Here is a 14,767-nt window from a genome sequence, read left to right on the forward strand (position 1 = left end):
AACCGGCCCGCTCCCGGACCGGTTTTCAAAATTGCCTATTGGGCGAGGTTGACCACGACACGGCCGCGTACCTTGCCGTCGAGCAATTCGGCCCCGACCTGGATGGCTTCAGCCAGCCCGATTTCACGTGTGACGCTGTTGAGCTTGCCAATATCAAGGTCGCGAGCCAGTCGTTCCCAAGCTTCCTGGCGAACGGAGCGTGGTGCCATGACGCTATCAATGCCGTAGAGCGTTATGCCGCGCAGGATGAAAGGCGCCACGGTGGCTGGAAAATCCATGCCGCCCGCCAGGCCGCAGGCAGCGACCGCGCCACGGTATTTCGTTGTGGCACAGGCGTTGGCCAGCGTGTGGCTACCGACCGTATCGATCACCCCGGCCCAGCGTTCCTTGCCAATCGGCTTGCCCGGCGCGGCCAGTTCACTCCGTTCGATCAGGGTTTCGGCGCCGAGCGCTTTCAGGTGTTCCGCCTCGGCCGGCCGGCCGGTTGAGGCAACGACCGTATAGCCGAGCCGGGCGAGCAGGGCGATGGCCACGCTGCCGACACCGCCGTTTGCGCCGGTGACCAGGATTTCACCGTCCGCCGGCTTGATGCCGTGCTTTTCCAGGGCCAGGACACAGAGCATCGCGGTATACCCGGCGGTGCCGATCGCCATGGCCTGACGCGTCGTGAAGGCTTTCGGCAAGGGGACCAGCCAGTCGCCCTTGACGCGTGCCACCTCGGCCAGTCCGCCGCAGTGGGTTTCGCCCACGCCCCAGCCGTTGAGCACGACCTTGTCGCCCGCTTGCCAGTCCGGGTGGCTGCTCTGAGTCACCGTCCCGGCGAAATCGATCCCTGGGATCATCGGAAAACGGCGAACGACGGGCGATTTTCCGGTAATCGCCAGGCCATCCTTGTAGTTCAGCGTGGACCATTCGACACGCACGGTGACATCGCCATCCGGCAAGACGGCTTCGTCGATCTGCTGTACTTCCGCGCGGTAGCCGGCGCCATCCTTGGTGATCAGAATGCCTTTGAACATGGTGTTTCTCCTTGACGTGAATAGGGGGTTTCAGGGCCGGGGCAGCGCGGCCTGGAAAAATTTGAAAAAAGCCTGCATCGGTGCGGTAGACCGCAGCAATCGGGCGCGCAGGATGGCGCCCTCCCAGCCGACCCAGAAGGCATGGGCCAGTGCCGGACAATCGCTGCCGACGCCCAACTCCCCGGCGTCCACGGCGGCCGACAGGCAGCGGCCGAGGCGTTGTTCCCAGTCGTTGAAAATCGCTTCCAGCCTCAGGCGCAGCTTGTCGTCCAGCGTACTGACTTCCTGGCCGAGATTGCCGACCAGGCAGCCGCGGCAAAAATCGTGTCGCGCCACGCCATGGCAGGCGTCGTCGACGAAGGCGGCGAGACGGTCCAGCGGAGAGCGGGTGGCATCCAGAAAGTGCCGGTCGAGCTTGTCGGCGAAGTAGTCGGCATAGGCATCCAGTGCGGCGGCGACGAACTCGTCCTTGCTGGCGAAATAGTGATAGAACGAGCCTTTCGGAACCTGGGCCGATTTCAGGATGTCATCCAGGGCCGTTGCGCTGACGCCGCGTTCGGTGAGCATTTCGATCGCCCGCCGGATGAGCAGCGTCCGGGTATCGGCAAAACCAGTGCCGTTGCGAGCGGGGCGGCCACGTGGGCGGCGCGGAAGTGGGGGAGATGAAGGCATCGGAAAATATTAGACCGGTTGTCTATAAATATCAAAATCTTTTTCACCGGATGTTTGATTTGCATGGCTTGAGCTCAAAGGGCGAATCGCGTTACCGTACGGCCCCACTGATTACCATCGCCTAAAGGCCTGTTCATGCAAAAAATCCTTACTACCGGCGCCGCTGCGCTGCTTCTTGCTGTTTCGCTGTCGGCTCAGGCGACGCCGAAAGAAGAAAAGACCGCTTCCGGTATCGTCATCACCCTGCTCAAGGAAGGCGAGGGTGCCAGCCCAAAGGCGACCGACACGGTCCGCGTGCATTACCGCGGTACACTGGAAAACGGCACTGAATTCGACAGTTCCTACCGTCGCGGCCAGCCGGCCACTTTTCCGCTGAACCGGGTTATCCCGTGCTGGACCGAAGGCGTGCAGAAGTTGAAAATCGGCGGCAAGGCCAAGCTGCTTTGCCCGTCCAACCTGGCTTATGGCAGCCGCGGCATTCCGGGAACGATTCCGCCGGATGCGCCGTTGATTTTCGAAGTCGAGTTGCTGGAAATCGCCCGTTAAGCCGGGCGGCGATCAAACCGGGCGGGCTTGCCTGTCCGGCTTGATCCGGCGCACACTGAGAGACAGGCGAAGTGCGCCTGGGAGCGACAAGCATGACCAATGAACAATTGAAAAACGCGGTAACTTCCCCGTGGCCGTTTTTTGGCGTCAGCCCGCAGGGCGATGTGCTGGCTCGTTACATTCCGTTCGGGCCGGTTTTTCGCTGGCGCAAGAACCAGATGATTCCGATGCCCGTGCAGGGCAGCGATCTGTGCTGGTTGTTGCAGGCCGCCGACGAGGAAGGCCATTCGATCACCGACACCGATGGCGGCAGGCCCGAGGCCTGAGCCTTAGTTCTGGCGGGCCTTGACGTTCAGCATGTGTACGTAGAGCGACTCGACCCGCTCGCGCGCCCAGGGCGTGCGGCGGAGGAATTTCAGGCTGGAGGCAATGCTCGGATCAAGGTTGAAGCAGCGGATTTCAATTTCCCGACCGAGCTTTTCCCAGCCGTAATGGGCAACCAGCTGGTTGAGGATCATTTCCAGGGTGATGCCGTGCAGCGGGTTGTTGGCTTGCGTTTCTGACATGATTTTGATGGCCGGAATCTATACCCGGCCATTTTTACAGATTTTCAGCCGTTGACCGCAGCAAAGCGCAGACTGACGCGCAGCCCGCCCTCCGGCGCATCATCCAGCGCAAGCGGCGCCGCATGCAGTTCGGCAATGCGCAGGACAATCGACAGGCCGAGCCCGCTGCCCGGCTGGTCGCCCTGGTTCAGTCGATGGAAGCGGCGCAGCACGGCCTCGCGCTCGGCCAGCGGAATGCCCGGGCCGCTGTCGGTCACGGCGAACAGAACCTGTTGTCCATCGCGTTGCAGGGTGACGCGAATGCGGCCACCGGCCGGGGTATAGCGAATCGCATTGTCGACCAGGTTGCGGATCAGGACGCGCAACCATTCCGGCTGACCGGTAACCCGGCTGCCCGGCAAGGCATCCAGTTCGAAATCGAGGTCGCGATCCAGGATTTGCGTCCCCAGCTCGGCACAGACGGCTTCGGCCAGCGGTGCCAGATCGACGGTTTGGGGCGTGGGCAGGCCAGATTCGGGATCGAGCCGGGCGAGCTGGAGCATTTGTTCGATCAGGTGCACCGAGCGGCTCAGGCCGACCTGCAATTGCTCAAGGGATTGCTGGCGTTCGTCATCGTTGCGGGCGCGCTGGGTGACTTGCAGTTGCGCCTGCAGTGCGGCGAGCGGCGTGCGCAATTCGTGGGCGGCATCGGCGGTGAAGCGCCGTTCCGCATCGAGCGTTGCCTCGACGCGCTGGAACAGGCCATTGAGCGCGACAAGAATCGGCTTCAGTTCGACCGGCGCCGAGGCCGGCGTCAAGGGCTGCAATTGCTGCGGTTCCCGGCTGGCGATCTGGCTGGCAATGCCGTCCAGCGACGCCAGGCCATGACGGGTGGCCAGCCAGACCCACAGGCCGATCAGCGGCAGGCCGAAGAGGGCGGGAAAAATCAGGCGCCAGGTGATGTGGCCAATCAGGTCGTCGCGGATGTGGTGATCTTCGCTGACCTGGACCTGCAAGCTGTGCTGCTGGTTCCACTGGCTGAAATGACGCCAGTGGCCGTCATCGTCGTGCGTTTCCGAAAAGCCGGGTGCTGCGGTCAACGGTTCTTTCGGGGCATTATTCGAATGCAGCAGCAGGATGCCGTCGCTGCGCCAGATCTGGAAACGCAAGCGGCGCTGGTATTTGTGGGCCGCATCGCCGATATCCTGGATATCCTCGCCATCCTCGTGGCTGGCCAGGGCGAGCAGGGCTTGCGCGGCCTGAGCGAGTTGGGCGTCGAACAGCTCATCGACTTCGTGGTGGGCATCGACATAGCTGAACACCATGGTGGCCAGCCAGGCGGCTGAAACGCCGCCGAGCAACAGGCCGAGCAAACGGCGGCGTAGTGAAAACCAGAGCGTGGTCATGGCTTGGCGATGGTGTAGCCGACGCCGCGCAGCGTGCGGATCAGATGACTGCCCAGTTTCTTGCGCAGATGGTGAATGTGCACTTCGAGGGCGTTGCTTTCCGGCTCGTCGTGCCAGCCGTAGACCGACTGTTCGAGCTGGCTGCGGCTGAGTACGCGGCCGGTATTTTCGAGCAGCATCTGCAGCAGCGAAAACTCGCGGGACGACAGTTCGACGATCTGGCCGGCCAGCGTGACGGTATGTGCCGCCGGGTCGAGCGCCAGATCGCCGTGCGTCAGCAAGGGGGCGGCACGACCGGCAGTGCGCCGCGTCAGGGCTCGGATGCGGGCGGCCAGTTCATCGAGATCGATCGGCTTGACCAGGTAATCGTCGGCCCCGGCGTCGAGTCCGAGGACTTTGTCGCCGGTTGCGTCGCGCGCCGTCAGGATCAGTACCGGCAGCATCTGGCTGCGGCCGCGCAAGCGCTTGAGCACCTCCATGCCGGACAGTTTGGGCAGACCGAGGTCGAGAACGAGGAGATCGAAGGTTTCCGTGCTCAGGGCCAGATCGGCCATTTCGCCATCGCGCACCCAGTCGACCGCAAAACCGGATTGACGCAGGCCGACGGTCAAACCGTCGCCCAATTGGAGGTCGTCTTCAACGAGGAGTATGCGCATGGGGAACGATTCTATCAGTTGATGACGAGCCAGCCGGCCAGCCCTATCCAGATCAGCAGCACGAGGGCGGCGAGCGGGCGGCTTGAAGCAATGGCTTCGCCCGGCTGGCCGTTTTTCCAGCCGGTGATCATCGACCGAACCAGGTTTTCACCATGCAGCAGGCTGCCTGAAATGACACCCGCCAGATGGATGACGACGACCGTCAGCAGGGTTGCCGCCAGCCCTTCGTGCAGCTCTTCAAGCAGATGGCCGCCGAAATCGTTGTAGATCGCCCAGCCGCTTGCGCTGGTCAGGATGCCGAGGCCGAGCAGGACGACGATGGCCCAGCCACCGGCCGGGTTGTGGCCTGTCCGGTGTTCCGGCTGGCCGCGGCGCAGCGATGCCAGATAATGCCGGACAGCCTGCGGACCGAATACGAAGTCGCCGAAGCGGGCGTAACGCGTACCGACCACGCCCCAGATCAGGCGGAAGGTAGCGATGGCGAAAACGGTTGCACCCGAAATGACATGGACCAGCCGGAAGGTTTCGCTTTCGGCCGTCAGCCAGGCCAGGCCGAAACCGGTGGCCATCAACCAGTGGCCGATGCGAACCGGCCAGTCCCAGACGAGGATCTTTTGCATGGCTTACTTCCCCAGGCCCGGAATGCTGATTTCGTGTTCGCTGAATCGACCGCTGGCGGCATTGCGGTGACAGGCTTCGCAATTGGCGGCTGACTTGATGCGCGGATCGCTCCAGGTTTTGGCCGAAATTTCCCGGTGCTTGCGGATAAAGCGGCTGGTCTGGGTGAGACGCGGCGGATTGCCGGCCGGGCCCAGGCGCGCCGGGTCGCCGGCGTAGCGTTCGAGGAACTGGCTGATTTCCTGCCGGGTTTTGCGGTCGACCGCGGCATCGCTGCCAAAATGCTTGTCGAGCTGATTCAGCGTCTGCTGCCAGTCGCTGGCAGCGAGCAGGGCGGGATGAAACGGCAGGTGGCAACTGCCGCATTCGCTGCGGTAGCTGGCTGGCGTGTCCTTCGGCAAAGGCAGGCTGTCGGCCATGGCCGGCAGGGCGACGATCAGGAGGAGAGCGGAGAGTTGGTTTTTCATGTCAGCGCACCTCGCTGAGGTAAGCCACGACATCGGCTTTCTCGGCCGGCGTGCAGAGTCGTCCGACAACTTCCCGGCAGTTGCGGCCAAACCATTTTTCAACCTTGGCCGGGTCGCTGAAGCGTTCCGTATTGGCTTGCACCGCCAGGGGTTTGATGTCCTTGCCGGTGATTGCATGTTTGCCGGTTGCGGCCGGGTTGTCGGTGTGACAAGTCGTGCACGCCGGCATCTTGTCATTGATCGCGAAACGCTGGCGGAACAGGGTTTCACCGCGTTTGGCCGAAGCCGAGAAATTTTTGTCGGCCGCCATCGCTTCGGCCGTATAGGCCTGGCGAATCTGTGGCGGGGTTTCGGCCAGCGTGGCGCTGCTGGCAGCAAGCAGGCAAAGGGCGATGTGGATGCGCATTGGAAGACTCCTTTCATTTGTCTTGAATGGAGTCTAGGCGGCCAGTCTTAACGCTGGATTAGGCGAGCTTAAGGCAGGATTAACGCGGTCGACGCTGTGCGCCGGCCGTTTCCCACGGTTTGTTTCTTCAGTGCTGCGCTCGCTGGCGGGACGGGCAATCGATGATCAGGACCGACATGTCGTCGTGGGCGGCACCGCCGTGCAGATGGGCGTCCAGCGCCTGGTGGATCGAGGCAATCATCGCATCGGATGAGGGCGCCTGGGTGAGGGCTGAAAGCAGGCTGATTTCATTGAACAACGTCCCGCCCGGACTGCTTGCCTCGATGACGCCATCCGATACCAGAACCAGGTGTGCGGTGCTGGCGCAGTCGAAAGTTTCCGGAATACTCAGCGTTTCGCTGGCGGCGCTGACGCCGAGCGGCAGGTTTTTCGACGTGAAGCGCTGGAGCACCTCGCCGGAGACATCGAGAAGTAGCGCATCCGGCATGCCGCCGACCCAGATTTCACCACGCTGTGTCGTCTCGTCGATACAGATGAAGCTGGCGGCCACGAAGCGACCGAGCGGCAGCGAATTGACCAGCATGAAGTTGATCGACTCGACCATGCTGATCAGCGGGTGGTCGAGTTCAACCAGTCGATAGAACTCCTGAACCATGGGCAGCACGCTGACCGCTGCGGCCAGGCCATGACCGGTGGCATCGGCCAGGGTAGCGTAGAGCTTGCCGCGCGGCGAGCGGGCGGCCAGGATCATGTCGCCGGAGAATTGTGTGGCCGGCGTGACCGAGTGCCTGATGCCGGTTTCCGCCATCAGGTCGGTCCTGATCTGGTGTGCGAGGATGCGGCGCGCCAGGTCGGCCTCGCGCTGGTGCTCGTCGTAGTGGGCCTTGAGGATGCCGGCCTGTTCGGCAATCTTGTTCTGGGCGAGATGCTTTTCGGTAATGTCGCGCAAGGTTTCGACAACGGCGATCAGGCGCCCGCTCTCGTCGTAAACGGGGCCGGCATCGACGGCCAGGTAAAGGCGCTGGCCAAGTTGCGGCATGACGCACCAGTTTTCGGCATGGACGCCGAAAGATGGTTGTGATGGGTCGTCATGCAAGCTGTAGAGGTGTTCGATCCGGGTGTAATCGGCGCTGGCCACCAGATCGGCCAGGCAGGGGCGCGGGCTGTCGTAGAAGGCACGCCAGTGTTCCCGCGTGCCGATCACCTGGCTGGCCGGCAGGCCGGTCAGACGTTCGCAGGCACGGTTCCAGATGACCACGCGGCAATCGGCATCAAGAACGAAGGTGGGGACGACCAAGTGTTCCATCAGGGTAATCGCGAAGTTCAGGTGGTTTTCCTGTGGGGCAGGTTTTGTTCCGGTTGGCGAAATCATTCCCAGCGTCATGCTTGTCTCCGTTTTTATTTTGATCGTTGCCGTGCAGGGTAAAGAATATCCCACAGCCATGCGCTGTGCGACGGAATATTTCGGATGAGTATTGATTGGCCGATGAGCGGTTTTCGCGCTGCTCAATCCATGTTCAAATCGCGGTCGACCGGCAATCAGGCCGGAAATCGATCACTTCCGGAGGAAAACGATGAGTCGGGACGAGCAGTTCGAGCGGGGTTTGCAGCGACGCAAGCAGGTCATGGGCGAGGCCTTTGTCGACAAGGCATTTGCCAATGTCGATGCCTTTACGGCACCGTTGCAGGAGTTCGTGACGCGCAACGCCTGGGGAACGACCTGGTGCCGCGATGGGCTCGACCTGAAAACCCGCAGCTTGCTGACGCTCTCGATGCTGACGGCGCTGGGCCGGGCGACTGAAATCAAGGGCCATGTGCGTGGTGCCGTCAATAATGGCGCAACGCCGGAAGAAATTCAGGAAGTATTGCTGCACGCCGCCATCTACTGCGGTATGCCCTTGGCGATCGACGCCTTCCGTTCGGCCCATGAAGTCCTGAAAGACATGGGGCTGGTCGCTTCGGCCTAGTCGAAATCCCAGAGCCGGTGGGCATCGAGCATTAAACGGTAGCGCAATTCGAGCGCCTCGAGCTGCATCAGGCGAGCCGCCAGCGCTGCCTCGTTGGCCAGCCGGCGACTGGCCAGCAGCTCGCTCAGGCTTCCTTCGCCAAGCTGATAACTGCGCGCCGTCATCTCGGCGGCACGGGTCAGTTGCTCAGCCGCAACCCGGCTTGCTTGCCAGCTGTCGATGGCTGCGACCGCCGTTGCATGAAGCTGGGCCGCTTCGGCTTCGATCCGTTGCCTGACGGCCGCTTCGCGACTGCTGGCTACGGCGACCTGGGCCCGGCTCGCATCGCTGGCGGCCAGACGGGCAGAGCCAGGCAAGGGAATTGAAATGTAGGCGCCCATGACATTTTCCTCGCCACTGCGCTCGCGTGAAAACTGCACGCCCACGGTCGGGTCGGGGACACGTTCGCGGCTGCTGCGTCCGGCCAGGCTTTGGGCGCGCTGGGCTTCACCGCGCGCCAGCGCGAGTTCGTGGTTGTGCTCCAGAATGACATTGATCCACGTCTCGGCCGTGCCGTCGATTGCTTGCGGTGCGGCGATGATTTCCTGCTCCTGGAGCGGTAGACCGGGAAAACGGCGGCGCAGGTCTTCATACGCATTGCGCTGGCGGGTGCGGGCCTGGGCCAGTTGGGCTTGTGCCTGTGCTTGCGCAGCCTCGGCCTGGATTTGTTCGAGCCGGCTGGTGTCGCCCAGTTGCAAGCGGCGTTTGAGCGCCTTGCCTTGCTGGTCGAGCAAGGCGGATTGCTCGCGCCACTGTGTCGCGCTCGCCGTTTCGCGCAGCCAGACAAACCATGTTTTGAGCAGATTGCGACTGCTTTCATGCAGCGTGTCGCCATGCGCCGTTTCGGCCAGGCTGACACCGAGATTGCCGATTTCGGCATCCAGCGCCGCCTTGCCGGGCAGGCGCAAGGGACTTTCCAGGGCGGCATTCCATTCGGTGAAGCGTTCGTTCGGGCTGCCGTTGGGGTTGGCCTTGCGCTGTTGCCCGCCAAGGCGTAGCGACCATTCGTGATTGCCGGCTTCCAGACGCTTGCGGTTGGCCGTTTCGACTTGAATCTGGCTGTCAGCCGCCTGCACCAGGGGCTGGGCGCGCAATACCTGGATGACGGCCGTGGTTGGCGGCAGGTTGGGCAGCGTTTCGGTGGCCAGTGTGCTGCCGGAAAGTGCCATCAGGACAGGAAACAGATATTTCATAAACGCCCCATGGCCACGACCGGGAGCAGCCAGTAAAACACATTGGCCTGCGGCAAGGCCTGCTTGATCAGCGCCAGCACTGCGTGCATGTCCGGTTCCGGGCCGACTGTCTGGATTTGTATCCGCGGCGAATGTCCACTGACCAGTTCGGCTGCTTCGACCAATTGAATGGCCGCTCCGTGTCCATTGACCCGGCCCGAAGTAAAACCGCGTACCAGGTCGGGCCGGCTGAGCAGCAGGTCTTCGACGTGCTGGGCGACATCGTCCGGGGTGATCAGGGAAAGCAGGAGATCAGGCATGCTTGGGGTCCAGGAAAGCGGTCGGCGGCTTGAGGCCGAAGCGACGGAAAAGAATAGGCAGCAGCACGAGCGTCAGTGCCGTCGAGGTGAGCAGCCCGCCAATGACGACAATGGCCAGCGGTCGCTGGACTTCCGAACCGGGGCCGCTGGCGAAGAGCATCGGCACCAGGCCGAAGGCGGCGATGCTGGCTGTCATCATGACCGGTCGCAGGCGGCGCTTGGCGCCTTCGACGACGACCTCGCCTATCGCCATGCCGCGGGCCAGCAACTGGTTGAAATAGGTCACCATCACCACGCCGTTGAGCACGGCGATGCCGAGCAGGGCGATGAAGCCGACCGAGGCCGGGACGGACAGGTATTCGCCGGATATGAGCAGGCCGAAGATGCCGCCGATCATGGCGAAAGGTACATTCGACAGGACGAGCAGTGCCTGGCGAACTGATCCGAAAGTCGAGAAGAGCAGGAAGAAAATCAGCAGCAAGGCAACGGGGACAACCACGGCCAGCCGGGCCGCGGCCCGTTGCTGGTTCTCGAACTGGCCGCCCCAGGCCAGCCGGTAGCCGGGCGGCAGCTTGACCTCGCGGGCCACAGCCTCCCTGGCCGCGTCGACAAAACCGACCAGATCGCGTCCCCGGACATTAGATTGGACGACCACATAGCGCTGGGCATTTTCGCGGTCGACCTTGACCGGACCGTCGATTCGCTCAAGTTTGGTGATCGCCGGCAGGGGAACGCTGCCGCCGTCCGGCAGGCTGAGACGGAGCGCCGCAAAATCGGTCGGCGAGTTGCGCAAGTCGGCCGGGCCGCGCAGTACGACCGGAATCCGTCGTCCCTGTTCGAGCACCGTGCCGACTGTGCGGCCTTCAAGCAGGGCTTTCAGGTCATTCTGGATCGCATCGACATTGAGCCCGAAACGGCCGGCAGCCAGCCGGTCGACCGCAAGATTCATGTATTGCACGCCATCATTGCGCAAGGTGAAGGTGTCTTCGGCGCCGCTGACTTTCTTGACGCTCGTCTCGACTTCGCCGGCCAGCCGGTTGAGCGTCGCCAGGTCGGGGCCGTAGATCTTGATGGCCAGATCGCCGCGCACGCCGGTCAGCATTTCGGCGACGCGCATGTCGATCGGTTGGGTAAACGAAAAGCCGATGCCGGGAAAGTCGGCCATCACCGCCCGCAACTGATCGGCCAGCCAGGCCGGATCGGGGTTGCGCCAGGTTTCGCGTGGCTTGAGCACCATGAAGGTGTCGGTCTGGTTGAGGCCCATCGGATCGAGGCCGAGTTCGTCCGAGCCGGCGCGGGCCACGATGGCTTTGACTTCCGGCACCTGGGCGAGAATCGCCTGCTGGACACGGCTGTCGATGTTGAGCGTTTGCTCCAGGCCGATCGATGGCAGTTTTTCAAGCTGCATGATGATGTCGCCTTCATCCATCGTCGGCATGAAACTTTTGCCGAGCAGCAGGAAGGCGCCTGCCGCGCCTGCCAGTGCGAGGAGCGCCGCCAGGATGAAACGCCGGCTGTGAAGCAGCGCACTGGCCAGCACCCGGTCGTAAATGGCGGCCAGCTTGCCGACCAGCCAGGGTTCGTGATGCACGCCGCGCTTGATCAAGTAGGAGGCGAGAACCGGCACCACCGTCAGCGAAAGCAGCAGCGAGGCGGACAACGCAAAGACGATGGTCAGCGCAACCGGGCCGAACATCTTGCCTTCCAGGCCCTGCAGCGTGAGCAGCGGCAGGAAGACGATGATGATGATGACGATGCCCGAGGTGACCGGCGCGGCCACTTCACGGGCGGCCCGGTAAATCAGGTGCAGTGTCGGCAGATTTTCCGGGGCGTCGGCCAGCTGGCTTTCGACATTTTCGACGACGACGACGGCGGCATCGACCAGCATGCCGATGGCGATGGCCAGCCCGCCAAGGCTCATCAGGTTGGCTGAGAGACCGGACAGGCGCATCAGGATGAAGGTGGCCAGGGCCGAAAGTGGCAGCATCAGCGCAACGACCAAGGCTGCCCGCAGGTTGCCGAGAAAGGCGAGGAGCAGCACGACGACCAGCACAATCGCTTCGAGCAGGGCTTTCGATACCGTGCCGACCGCGCGGTCGACCAGGTTGCTGCGATCATAAAACACATCGATGCTGACGCCCTGCGGCAGGCTGGGCGCGATTTCGGCCAGACGCTGCTTGACGCCAGCGACAACGGCACGGGCATTGGCGCCGCGCAAGCCGAGCACCAGCCCCTGTACCGTCTCGCCCTGGCCATTGTGCGTCACGGCACCGTAGCGGGTCAGGGCGCCAAGACGAACCTCGGCGACATCGCCGACCCGGACGACGTGGCCGTTCTTGGCCTGGACAACAATTGCCCGCACGTCATCGAGCTGGCGGATGGCCCCTTCGGCCCGAACCAGCAAGGCTTCTTCGCCATCATTCAGGCGGCCCGCGCCATCATTGCGATTGTTCGCTTCCAGTACGGCCTGAAGATCCTTGAGGCTGATATCACGTGCGGCAAGCAATTGCGGGTTCGGGGCGACTTCGAAGGTGCGGACTTCACCGCCCAGGCTATTGACGTCAGCCACGCCGGGCACGGTGCGCAGTTGCGGACGGATCACCCAGTCGAGCAGAGCGCGCCGTTCGGCCAGCGGCAAATCGCCGTCGATAGTGAACATGAACATTTCGCCGAGCGGCGTGGTGATCGGCGCCATGCCGCCACTGACGCCGGGCGGCAGATTGCCGATCGCCGCGGCCAGTCGTTCGCCAACCTGCTGGCGAGCCCAGTAAATATCGGTGCCATCCGCAAAATCGAGGGTGATGTCGGTCAGCGCATATTTCGATGTCGACCGCAGCAAACGCTGCTGCGGAATGCCGAGCAATTCCTGTTCAACCGGTACAGCAATGCGCGTTTCGACTTCTTCCGGCGTCATGCCCGGTGCTTTCAGAATGATCTTGACCTGGGTGGTCGAGACATCCGGGAACGCATCGATCGGCAAATCCGCAAAAGCCTGGATGCCGGCGGCGGCAAGAATGGCGGTCAGTACGAGCAGCAGCAGGCGCTGGGTCAGCGAGAAACGGATCAGTGCAGCGAGCATTATTCGGCGCCTACCCCGGTCAACATCGCTTTCAGGCCGGAAACGCCGTGGCTGACGATGCGTTCACCGGCGGCCACACCCTCGGCAACGAAGCTGCCGCCCCCCTGGCTGACGACGCGTACCTGGCGTGGTGTAAAGGTGCTGCCTTTTTCATTCGTTGCGTTCTGGATGAAAACCAGCGTCTTGCCCTGATGGCGCACCAAAGCTGAAGCAGGCAGGCGCTGCAAGCTGCCGTTTGGCGTGGCAATGACCACTTCAAGCATCTGGCCGGGACGCAGACTGTCGGCCCCCTGGCTGACTTCAGCCCGCAGCAAGACGGTCTGGCTGGCCGGGTCGACTGCCCGGCCGATGGCGACCAGCTTGCCTTGCAGCGTGCTGCCGCCGAGCTTGACCGGCGTCCCCGGCCTGAGCGTTTCGGCCAGCGCCAGCGGTGCCTGTATTTCCAGCCAGAGAGGCGACAGGCGAGCGATGCGGTAGATCAAGGCCGCGCTGTCGACGCGCTGCCCTAACTGGACACCCTGTTCGAGCACGACGCCATCGATCGCTGCGGTCAACGCCAGCGGACCGCCCAGTTTGCCTGGCGTAACGCCGGCCAGGGCCAGCCCCTGGCGTCGTTCGCTGGCCTGGGCCGCGGCCTGGCTGGCTGCGCTGCGGGTCGCTTGCAGGCGCGCTTCAGCGATCAGGCCTTCGGCAAAAAGCTGTTCGTCCCGTTTGAGATTTTGTTGCAGCAGCGCCGACTGACTGCCTGACTGCAAGGCATCGCGCTGCAGTTCGAGTGCCTGCGGGCTGGCCAGATGAGCGACGACCTGGCCGCGCCGCACCGTTTCCCCCGGAGCCACGGCCAGCATTTCGATCATGCCGCCAACCGGTGCCGTGATGACCCGCATCTGGCTGTTCGGCACCATGACGCGTGCCGGCAGCGTACCGCCGCCGGTGCCTGAATCCTGGCCGGCCAACACGCTTTCCAGACCGAGCGATTTTATTTGCAGCGCATTCAGCGTCATTCCTTCGCTTGCCCCTGAGGCAGGCGACAACAGACTGAGGAGCAGCGGTAGAAGAATTCGGAAAGCAGGCATGAAACGACTCGTTTGGGAGATGTCGGCGAGTCTAGCGAGGCACGATTAAGGCTTTCTTAACATTTATTTTCGCCGGCCAAGGGGGCGTAAAGCGATCAGGATTTTGTGCGGTGCAATATAATGTCTCCCTGTTCCTGAATTGATTGCCGTTCGTTTGATCATCATGCGCTGGATATGGGTCGCGGTATTTGCCGCTTTCTCTCCGCTGGAAATTTATGCCCTCGACGTTGCGGTCGACGAAATCTCGTCGGTTGCCGCGCTGCCCGAGGCTGCCCCCGGCGTGACCATTTCAGCCATTCCGGCGCCGATGCCGGTCATCGAGGTGATCCAGCCGGATAGCTCGGCTGCGGTCAGGAAACAGCGTCTGGCCAAGAAAAAATCGCTGCCGGTGATGATGCTGAGCCGAACCGAACGGCGTCAGGCCCAGATTCTGGTGGCCGACAGCAAGAGTGGCGAGCCCGGCTTGCCCGGCCACTCCTACAATCCGAATGATGATTTCCAGGGCGGTCCGGATGAACTCGATTTCCACCGCTCCTACAGTCGCCCCAAACTGATTTCGGATGCCGACGAAGCCGACGATGCACCGGCGCTCTCGCCTTACGTCCGCCTGCGTTTGCTGATGGCCCGGCTGAAAGCGCTGGAAGTACATGCCCTGAATCAGGTTCCCGACCCGGGTGACGACCTGTCCGGGCCGGTTCTCGAGCGTCTCAAGGCAGCCCGTCTCAAGGCTGTCGAAGCGCATCGGAACAAGTTCTCCTGATCGGCTGGCAAACAGGTAC

General features: G+C 62.8%; 17 protein-coding genes. 4 read left to right on the forward strand and 13 right to left on the reverse strand.

Going from position 1 to position 14,767, the window contains the following annotated elements; genetic code table 11:
- Positions 1-35: 35 nt before the first annotated feature.
- On the reverse strand, positions 36-1,019 hold the full coding sequence (locus tag GBK02_RS07560) for an MDR family oxidoreductase (protein WP_203469117.1): 984 nt from the start codon (positions 1,017-1,019) through the stop codon (positions 36-38).
- A gap of 30 nt (positions 1,020-1,049) precedes the next feature.
- Positions 1,050-1,691 carry a TetR family transcriptional regulator C-terminal domain-containing protein gene (locus GBK02_RS07565; RefSeq protein ID WP_203469118.1) on the reverse strand — a complete coding sequence of 214 codons (642 nt, stop codon included), beginning with the start codon at positions 1,689-1,691 and terminating at the stop codon, positions 1,050-1,052.
- 135 nt (positions 1,692-1,826) lie between these two features.
- On the opposite strand from GBK02_RS07565, the gene GBK02_RS07570 reads away from it, so the two are divergent.
- Together GBK02_RS07570 and GBK02_RS07575 are read left to right on the forward strand one after the other, a co-directional pair.
- The gene (locus GBK02_RS07570; protein ID WP_203469119.1) at positions 1,827-2,237 is read left to right on the forward strand and encodes an FKBP-type peptidyl-prolyl cis-trans isomerase; all 411 of its coding nucleotides are present in this window, start codon (positions 1,827-1,829) and stop codon (positions 2,235-2,237) included.
- A gap of 92 nt (positions 2,238-2,329) precedes the next feature.
- Positions 2,330-2,563, forward strand: a complete 234-nt coding sequence (locus tag GBK02_RS07575; protein WP_203469120.1) for a hypothetical protein — start codon at positions 2,330-2,332, stop codon at positions 2,561-2,563.
- Positions 2,564-2,566: 3 nt separating this feature from the next.
- Here the strand turns inward: GBK02_RS07575 and GBK02_RS07580 are convergent, their stop codons facing one another.
- The 7 genes from GBK02_RS07580 to GBK02_RS07610 all read right to left on the reverse strand — a co-directional run bounded on the left by GBK02_RS07580 (position 2,567) and on the right by GBK02_RS07610 (position 7,719).
- Complete coding sequence (locus GBK02_RS07580; protein WP_203469121.1) at positions 2,567-2,803, reverse strand: VF530 family DNA-binding protein; 237 nt, start codon at positions 2,801-2,803, stop codon at positions 2,567-2,569.
- A gap of 44 nt (positions 2,804-2,847) precedes the next feature.
- Positions 2,848-4,188 (reverse strand): ATP-binding protein, encoded by a 1,341-nt coding sequence (locus GBK02_RS07585; RefSeq protein ID WP_203469122.1) that lies wholly within the window; start codon positions 4,186-4,188, stop codon positions 2,848-2,850.
- Entirely contained in the window at positions 4,185-4,844 is a 660-nt protein-coding gene (locus GBK02_RS07590; RefSeq protein ID WP_203469123.1) for a response regulator transcription factor, read from the reverse strand. Before GBK02_RS07590 ends, GBK02_RS07585 begins: the two co-directional genes overlap by 4 nt.
- Positions 4,845-4,858: 14 nt before the next feature.
- Positions 4,859-5,464 (reverse strand): cytochrome b/b6 domain-containing protein, encoded by a 606-nt coding sequence (locus GBK02_RS07595; protein WP_203469124.1) that lies wholly within the window; start codon positions 5,462-5,464, stop codon positions 4,859-4,861.
- A gap of 3 nt (positions 5,465-5,467) precedes the next feature.
- On the reverse strand, positions 5,468-5,929 hold the full coding sequence (locus GBK02_RS07600) for a diheme cytochrome c (protein ID WP_203469125.1): 462 nt from the start codon (positions 5,927-5,929) through the stop codon (positions 5,468-5,470).
- 1 nt (position 5,930) lies between these two features.
- Positions 5,931-6,335 carry a DUF1924 domain-containing protein gene (locus GBK02_RS07605; protein WP_203469126.1) on the reverse strand — a complete coding sequence of 135 codons (405 nt, stop codon included), beginning with the start codon at positions 6,333-6,335 and terminating at the stop codon, positions 5,931-5,933.
- A gap of 127 nt (positions 6,336-6,462) precedes the next feature.
- Positions 6,463-7,719 (reverse strand): SpoIIE family protein phosphatase, encoded by a 1,257-nt coding sequence (locus GBK02_RS07610; RefSeq protein ID WP_203469127.1) that lies wholly within the window; start codon positions 7,717-7,719, stop codon positions 6,463-6,465.
- Between the two features lie 190 nt (positions 7,720-7,909).
- On the opposite strand from GBK02_RS07610, the gene pcaC reads away from it, so the two are divergent.
- A complete protein-coding gene (pcaC, locus tag GBK02_RS07615) occupies positions 7,910-8,302 on the forward strand; it encodes a 4-carboxymuconolactone decarboxylase (RefSeq protein ID WP_203469128.1) in 393 nt (130 codons plus the stop codon).
- Here the strand turns inward: pcaC and GBK02_RS07620 are convergent.
- Genes GBK02_RS07620 through GBK02_RS07635 form a run of 4 tightly spaced genes read right to left on the reverse strand, consistent with a single transcriptional unit; the run spans position 8,299 to position 13,988 of the window.
- Positions 8,299-9,534 carry a TolC family protein gene (locus GBK02_RS07620; protein WP_203469129.1) on the reverse strand — a complete coding sequence of 412 codons (1,236 nt, stop codon included), beginning with the start codon at positions 9,532-9,534 and terminating at the stop codon, positions 8,299-8,301. The two genes, pcaC and GBK02_RS07620, sit on opposite strands and share 4 nt — an antisense overlap.
- Positions 9,531-9,833, reverse strand: coding sequence for a DUF3240 family protein (locus GBK02_RS07625; protein WP_203469130.1), 303 nt, complete (start codon positions 9,831-9,833; stop codon positions 9,531-9,533). The genes GBK02_RS07620 and GBK02_RS07625 overlap by 4 nt, the downstream gene beginning before the upstream one ends.
- Complete coding sequence (locus tag GBK02_RS07630) at positions 9,826-12,912, reverse strand: efflux RND transporter permease subunit (protein ID WP_203469131.1); 3,087 nt, start codon at positions 12,910-12,912, stop codon at positions 9,826-9,828. Before GBK02_RS07630 ends, GBK02_RS07625 begins: the two co-directional genes overlap by 8 nt.
- Positions 12,912-13,988, reverse strand: coding sequence for an efflux RND transporter periplasmic adaptor subunit (locus tag GBK02_RS07635; RefSeq protein ID WP_203469132.1), 1,077 nt, complete (start codon positions 13,986-13,988; stop codon positions 12,912-12,914). The genes GBK02_RS07630 and GBK02_RS07635 overlap by 1 nt, the downstream gene beginning before the upstream one ends.
- Before the next feature lie 163 nt (positions 13,989-14,151).
- Between GBK02_RS07635 and GBK02_RS07640 the strand changes: the two genes are divergently transcribed.
- A complete protein-coding gene (locus GBK02_RS07640) occupies positions 14,152-14,748 on the forward strand; it encodes a hypothetical protein (RefSeq protein ID WP_203469133.1) in 597 nt (198 codons plus the stop codon).
- Positions 14,749-14,767 lie beyond the last annotated feature (19 nt).

The sequence above is a fragment of the Dechloromonas sp. TW-R-39-2 genome (assembly GCF_016864195.1).
Classification (GTDB): domain Bacteria; phylum Pseudomonadota; class Gammaproteobacteria; order Burkholderiales; family Rhodocyclaceae; genus Azonexus.

Excerpts from the sequence above, each read along its gene's own strand:
- GBK02_RS07600 (WP_203469125.1), bottom strand. The coding sequence starts at position 5,929 with ATGAAAAACCAACTCTCCGCTCTCCTCCTGATCGTCGCCCTGCCGGCC.
- GBK02_RS07565 (WP_203469118.1), bottom strand. The coding sequence starts at position 1,691 with ATGCCTTCATCTCCCCCACTTCCGCGCCGCCCACGTGGCCGCCCCGCT.
- GBK02_RS07630 (WP_203469131.1), bottom strand. The coding sequence starts at position 12,912 with ATGCTCGCTGCACTGATCCGTTTCTCGCTGACCCAGCGCCTGCTGCTG.
- GBK02_RS07585 (WP_203469122.1), bottom strand. The coding sequence starts at position 4,188 with ATGACCACGCTCTGGTTTTCACTACGCCGCCGTTTGCTCGGCCTGTTG.
- pcaC (WP_203469128.1), top strand. The coding sequence starts at position 7,910 with ATGAGTCGGGACGAGCAGTTCGAGCGGGGTTTGCAGCGACGCAAGCAG.
- GBK02_RS07640 (WP_203469133.1), top strand. The coding sequence starts at position 14,152 with ATGCGCTGGATATGGGTCGCGGTATTTGCCGCTTTCTCTCCGCTGGAA.
- GBK02_RS07605 (WP_203469126.1), bottom strand. The coding sequence starts at position 6,335 with ATGCGCATCCACATCGCCCTTTGCCTGCTTGCTGCCAGCAGCGCCACG.
- GBK02_RS07620 (WP_203469129.1), bottom strand. The coding sequence starts at position 9,534 with ATGAAATATCTGTTTCCTGTCCTGATGGCACTTTCCGGCAGCACACTG.
- GBK02_RS07570 (WP_203469119.1), top strand. The coding sequence starts at position 1,827 with ATGCAAAAAATCCTTACTACCGGCGCCGCTGCGCTGCTTCTTGCTGTT.
- GBK02_RS07590 (WP_203469123.1), bottom strand. The coding sequence starts at position 4,844 with ATGCGCATACTCCTCGTTGAAGACGACCTCCAATTGGGCGACGGTTTG.
- GBK02_RS07595 (WP_203469124.1), bottom strand. The coding sequence starts at position 5,464 with ATGCAAAAGATCCTCGTCTGGGACTGGCCGGTTCGCATCGGCCACTGG.
- GBK02_RS07575 (WP_203469120.1), top strand. The coding sequence starts at position 2,330 with ATGACCAATGAACAATTGAAAAACGCGGTAACTTCCCCGTGGCCGTTT.
- GBK02_RS07625 (WP_203469130.1), bottom strand. The coding sequence starts at position 9,833 with ATGCCTGATCTCCTGCTTTCCCTGATCACCCCGGACGATGTCGCCCAG.
- GBK02_RS07580 (WP_203469121.1), bottom strand. The coding sequence starts at position 2,803 with ATGTCAGAAACGCAAGCCAACAACCCGCTGCACGGCATCACCCTGGAA.
- GBK02_RS07635 (WP_203469132.1), bottom strand. The coding sequence starts at position 13,988 with ATGCCTGCTTTCCGAATTCTTCTACCGCTGCTCCTCAGTCTGTTGTCG.
- GBK02_RS07560 (WP_203469117.1), bottom strand. The coding sequence starts at position 1,019 with ATGTTCAAAGGCATTCTGATCACCAAGGATGGCGCCGGCTACCGCGCG.
- GBK02_RS07610 (WP_203469127.1), bottom strand. The coding sequence starts at position 7,719 with ATGACGCTGGGAATGATTTCGCCAACCGGAACAAAACCTGCCCCACAG.